Origin of the sequence: Salipiger sp. HF18 (assembly GCF_011806505.1) — a bacterium.
In the GTDB taxonomy this organism is placed as follows: Bacteria; Pseudomonadota; Alphaproteobacteria; order Rhodobacterales; family Rhodobacteraceae; genus Salipiger; species Salipiger thiooxidans.
This window is the reverse complement of sequence record NZ_JAATOS010000329.1, coordinates 1-4,507: the sequence shown is the minus strand read 5'-3', so window position 1 is coordinate 4,507 and position 4,507 is coordinate 1. Positions and strand designations below refer to the sequence as shown.

Here is a 4,507-nt window from a genome sequence, read left to right as displayed (position 1 = left end):
CGACAGGGCACTGAACGGCATCGCGATGAGCTGGGCAGCGGCTGTGTCGGGGATTGCGTCGGGCAGGGGCACGACGCCGCCCGCGGGAGCGGTGAAGTACTCGGCCCAGCTCCCGTGCATGCCGGCGGCGGCGACGCGTTTTCCCAGCAGCGCGGGATCGGCGCCCTCTCCAAGCGCCTCGACGATGCCGACCGCCTCGGAGCCGCCGATGGCGCCGGGAAGCGGCGGCTTGTAGCCGTATTGCCCGCGCACGGTCCACAGGTCGTGGTTGTGGATCGGCGACAGCACCATGCGGATCAGCACCTCGCCGGCGGCGGGGGCAGGGCGCGCGGTCTCGCGCGCGGTGAGGACGTCGGCGGGCTCGCCGAAGGTATCATGGATGACAGCGAACATGCTGGTGTCTCCTTGTCAGGTGGTTTCAGGGGGCCCGGAGGGGGCAAGCCGGGCGGCAGTCTCGTCGCGCGCAGCCCGCAGCGGTGCGTCGCTGCGCGCGAGTTTCGCGAGCACGGCGGCGCCCAGCCACGTGGCATAAAGCATGCGGGCGGTGGTCTCGGGGGCGTCGAACGCACGGATCGAGCCGTCCTTCGCGCCGTTCCGCAGCAGCGCGGCAAGGCGCAGGATCAGCGCGTCGATGCCGCGGTCGAGGGTCTCGCGCATCGGCTCCGAGAGGTCGGCCACCTCCGCGCCCAGCTTGACCACGAGGCACTCGCTGGCGATGCCCGCGTTGCCTGCCTGTTCGAGCCAGGCATCCCAGAACGCCCCGAGCTTCTCGCCGGCGGTGCCGGGCCCCGCCGCGAGCGCGTCGACCCTCGCGAGGTACTGCGCGACATAGTCCTCGAGCAGCGCCGCGCCGAACGCCTCCTTCGAGGCGAAGTAGTGGTAGAACGAGCCCTTCGGCACCCCGCTCTCGGCAAGGATGCGCGACAGGCCGACGCCCGAAAAGCCGTGGCGGAGCAACAGCACCCGCCCGGCATCGAGGATACGCTTCCGCGTGAGATCAGATTTGCTTTCTCCGGTCATGACGGAGGAGGTAGGTGGGAATAGACCGGTCGTCTAGTGGTGACGTCGCGGCAGATTTCTCTGGTCGGGGATCTGGCCCGCCGGGCCGGTGGGATTGCCTTTCGGCAGCCAGCGCACCCTCAGGCGCGCGACACGGTCCGGAAGAACGCCGCCCGCACGGCGGCTCCGAAGCCCGTCGCAAGCGCCAGGCCGACCAGGTCGGCGAGCCAGTCCGCGAGCTCTCCGTCGCGTCCGACGCTCATCTGGACGATCTCGATGATGCCCCCGAAGATCGCGACGGCAGGCACCAGGGACCAGAGCCAGCGGGGCCGGAAAACGGCGGCGGGGAACACGATCGCGCCGAACCCGAGCGCGTGCTGCACCTTGTCTCCGGACAGCGCGTCTCCGGGCACCACCCGGGGCCCCACGGTGAGGTAGGTCACTGTCAGGATGAGCAGGAGCGTGAGGGCTGCGGTGAAGAGGGAGGTGCGGGTCATCCGGCACTCAGACCACGCCAACCGGCCGATATCCAGTGCCATCTGCGTGAGGGCCCGTGTGCGGGCAGCCCTCTGCCCGGTTGCGAGGCGCTCATCGCCTGCGGCGCACGCCAGCGCTCAGCTTGCGTGCCATCGCTCGCCCCGTCGCCGTGGGAGGGCAAGGTTCCGACCTCCCAGACCGCGCCGGATCCGGGGACGCTGGATATCCGGAAGGGATTCCTCCGGCACGGGAAGGGTGTTGATATCCTGAGAGGGAGGGTGTTCGCGCCACCGCACCTGCCGCCCGCGCGCAGCCGAAGACCCCTCCCAAGGATCCCGATGACGTCGCACCGAAGACGATGGGGCCACCGGAACGGGAGGCCCAGATGCCCAAGGATACTCGCCAGACTGCCGTGCTCTACCGCATCGTCATGCCCGAACACGCCTGCGTCGCCCTGCTGCTCTTGGCGCGCCATTGGGCCTCGCTCTCGCCGAGACGGAAGTCGAGTTCCTCCTCGGTCTCGACAATGACGTGCATGTCGTTGGCGTGCTCGCGGCAGACGTAGTTCCACCAGTCGCGGTTCAGCGGGTCGGGATGCTTGTAGCCGATGATCTTTGCCGCATGCATGAAGTGCAGCTGGAAGTGGTGTGGCAGCTCGTCCAGTGCTCGTCCGTTCCCTTCCGCATCCGTCGCAGATGATGGGTTTCGCGCGCAGTAGGCGGAGCGCCACCGCGCCGCGGTGAGGGCAGGGGGAGAAGCCGGGGATCCTGCGAGATCCTGTTCGAGAGGTTCCGGGTGGGGTTACCAAATACCTCGTGATTGGGGGGCGACCAGACGCCCCGCACTGTTTCCAAAAGGTGAACGAATCAAGTGACTTATGGTAGCGCTGACGCGCGAGTAACGGGCTTGAGAGGTATGTCGCGCGGGCGACAGTTGTTTCGATTTTTGGAAATGTATATTTCAGGAGTTGAAATCTAAAAATCGTTGAAATTGAACCTGTTATCTTTTTCTGCATCTGCGAGATGATCGGACTCGACACGTGTGAGGTGACACGGCAAAACCCACGGTGTCCGGTTTGGACATCTGAGTGAGTGGAATTGATTATGTCGTAAACGCTCGAAGCGGAGTTTTTTCCGCAAAGGCGTTCTGTAAGAATTGAAGAGTTTCTTTCTTTATCAATCTGCCCTGGCATGGCTTCCGTAGCATGCCGGGGCAATTTGGTTTGTAGGACAGCGTTGCCTCTCATGCCGCCAGCTCCTCGCTTGCAGACGCGAGATGCCCTTGAGCGACATGAGCGACGCGGCGGTGAGGGTAAGCCCTGAGCCGCCTGCCGTGACGGTGTGTGTGGGTTCACTGACGCCCTGCCACGGGGTCTGACTGTTCCTCATGGTTGCCATGAGAGGGGCGATGACCGCGTGTTGGATGCCGCCCACGGTGATGGTGCCTAGGTGTTTGATCCCACGGTGTGAGGGTGTAGTCCTTTCGAAGGAATGGAAGGATGCCCTATGGGACAAGTTCGTCGCGGAAGCGCCACGACCGAACGCTTCCACTACGACAGCCACGGTCAGCTGAGACCGCACCTCTCGGACTTCATCGCAGCATAGAACTTCGCGCGCCGGCTCAAGGCCCTCAACGGGCTCACGCCCTACGAGTACATCTGCAAGATCGGGACTTCAGGGCCGCACACATTCATTTTGAACCCGTTCCACCAAATGCCGGGACTGAACACCTGGGAGGTGGCGAGGTGCGAGGGCCAACAAATAGCGATCGCTTCGAACCATAGTGCGTGGGCCTGCCTTCTTCGGGCCCGACCGGCTGGCGCTCACCGACGCGGCATTGGCCCGGCTGCGGTGCTCGGCCTGGCAGCCGGAGGAGGTTCCGTTCCGGTCAAGCCATGGCACGCGTGATTCCGGTGGTCCACGTCGCTCGTAACCCATTGAGTCAATATGGACCCATGCTGCGCTACGATGGTCCACGGTGCCATTGATTTTACTGGATTTTGGGTGGTTCTTGGTAGGCCCGGCAGGACTTGAACCCGCAACCAAGGCGTTATGAGCGCCCTGCTCTAACCAATTGAGCTACAGGCCCACCGTGCATGCTTCAGTAGCATCAGTACCGGAGGGGTCAAGCTCTTCGCGCGGCAGACGGAGGGGCGTCGGGCATGCGCTGACCTCAGAGCAACCAGCGTGCAGGGCAAGGCAAGGGGCAGGAGCGGCGGAGGAGAGCTGCGGCCTGCAAAGTGGCAAGGGCCGGGTGGGAGCGCGCTCTCAGCCTGACCTTGTGCAGCGCCCGACCGAACCTTGTGCCTCAGCACCTAACCTCGCACCGCGCAGGACCCGACCTTGTGCCGCCCGGGGACCCAGCCTCGCGCCATGCCCAACCCGCGTGTCACCGCGGCGCGCGCAGGACCATGAGCTCGCCCACGTTCTCGCGCGTGATGTAGCCCAGCACCCTGCCGTCCGGATCGGTGACGGCGACGGCGGGGGCATCGGCGAGGGCGTCGAGGGCGGCCTCGAGCGCGGTGCCGAGGGTGACCTGCGGCACCTCCTCCATCACGTCGCCCACCGCCTGCGTGGTGTGCCCTGAGGCCATGGCGCGGAAGAGCGTCGTGCGGGTCAGGAAGCCGGCGAGGTGATCCTCCGGGTCGAGCACCGGGAACTCGTGCTGCGTGGTGCGGATCAGGGTCTGGGCCGCGACATGCATGGGATCGGCCGGGCGCAGGCTCTCGAAGCTGGTGATCATCGCGTCCCGCGCCAGAAGCCCGCCGGCGACGGCGCGCGAGGCCACGTCCTGGCTCTCGGCCTGGCCGGCGAAATAGACGAAGAGTGCGATCAGCAGCAGCATGAAGTTGCCCGAGGCGAGCCCCCAGAAGGCGAAGAGGAAGGCCATGACCTGGCCTGCGGTCGCGGCGGCGCGGGTGGCATGGACCCGGTCCATCCGGGTGGCGAGCAGGGCGCGCAGCACCCGTCCACCGTCCATCGGGAAGGCGGGGAGCAGGTTGAAGAGCGCGAGGAACAGGTTCACCGCCGCC

Annotated in this window: 5 protein-coding genes, 1 tRNA gene and 1 pseudogene; 1 reads left to right on the top strand and 6 read right to left on the bottom strand. The window is 66.0% G+C overall.

Translation table 11 applies throughout. The features are described from left to right. From HC022_RS19740 to HC022_RS19725, 4 genes are all read right to left on the bottom strand, one after another. A partial coding sequence (locus HC022_RS19740; protein ID WP_167453561.1) for an alcohol dehydrogenase catalytic domain-containing protein occupies nucleotides 1-393 on the bottom strand: 393 nt, incomplete at its 3' end. A 15-nt stretch (nucleotides 394-408) separates the two neighbouring features. Beyond that, nucleotides 409-1,020 (bottom strand): TetR/AcrR family transcriptional regulator, encoded by a 612-nt coding sequence (locus HC022_RS19735; protein ID WP_167453560.1) that lies wholly within the window; start codon nucleotides 1,018-1,020, stop codon nucleotides 409-411. 119 nt (nucleotides 1,021-1,139) lie between these two features. Next, complete coding sequence (locus HC022_RS19730; protein WP_152335399.1) at nucleotides 1,140-1,538, bottom strand: teicoplanin resistance protein VanZ; 399 nt, start codon at nucleotides 1,536-1,538, stop codon at nucleotides 1,140-1,142. Nucleotides 1,539-1,893: 355 nt separating this feature from the next. Next, nucleotides 1,894-2,103: a hypothetical protein gene (locus HC022_RS19725; RefSeq protein ID WP_175583655.1), complete on the bottom strand. Its 210-nt coding sequence runs from the start codon at nucleotides 2,101-2,103 to the stop codon at nucleotides 1,894-1,896. Nucleotides 2,104-3,005: 902 nt separating this feature from the next. Here HC022_RS19725 and HC022_RS19720 point away from each other — a divergent pair. Further along, a pseudogene (locus HC022_RS19720) lies at nucleotides 3,006-3,206 on the top strand (IS481 family transposase); the annotation flags it as partial. A 281-nt stretch (nucleotides 3,207-3,487) separates the two neighbouring features. On the opposite strand, the gene HC022_RS19715 reads toward HC022_RS19720, so the two are convergent. Together HC022_RS19715 and HC022_RS19710 are read right to left on the bottom strand one after the other, a co-directional pair. Next, nucleotides 3,488-3,564 (bottom strand) — tRNA-Ile (locus HC022_RS19715). A 300-nt stretch (nucleotides 3,565-3,864) separates the two neighbouring features. Further along, nucleotides 3,865-4,507, bottom strand: a 643-nt coding sequence (locus HC022_RS19710) for a CBS domain-containing protein (protein WP_167453559.1), incomplete at its 5' end; no start/stop codon positions are given.

Excerpts from the sequence above, each read along its gene's own strand:
- HC022_RS19735 (WP_167453560.1), bottom strand. The coding sequence starts at position 1,020 with ATGACCGGAGAAAGCAAATCTGATCTCACGCGGAAGCGTATCCTCGAT.
- HC022_RS19725 (WP_175583655.1), bottom strand. The coding sequence starts at position 2,103 with ATGCATGCGGCAAAGATCATCGGCTACAAGCATCCCGACCCGCTGAAC.
- HC022_RS19730 (WP_152335399.1), bottom strand. The coding sequence starts at position 1,538 with ATGGCACTGGATATCGGCCGGTTGGCGTGGTCTGAGTGCCGGATGACC.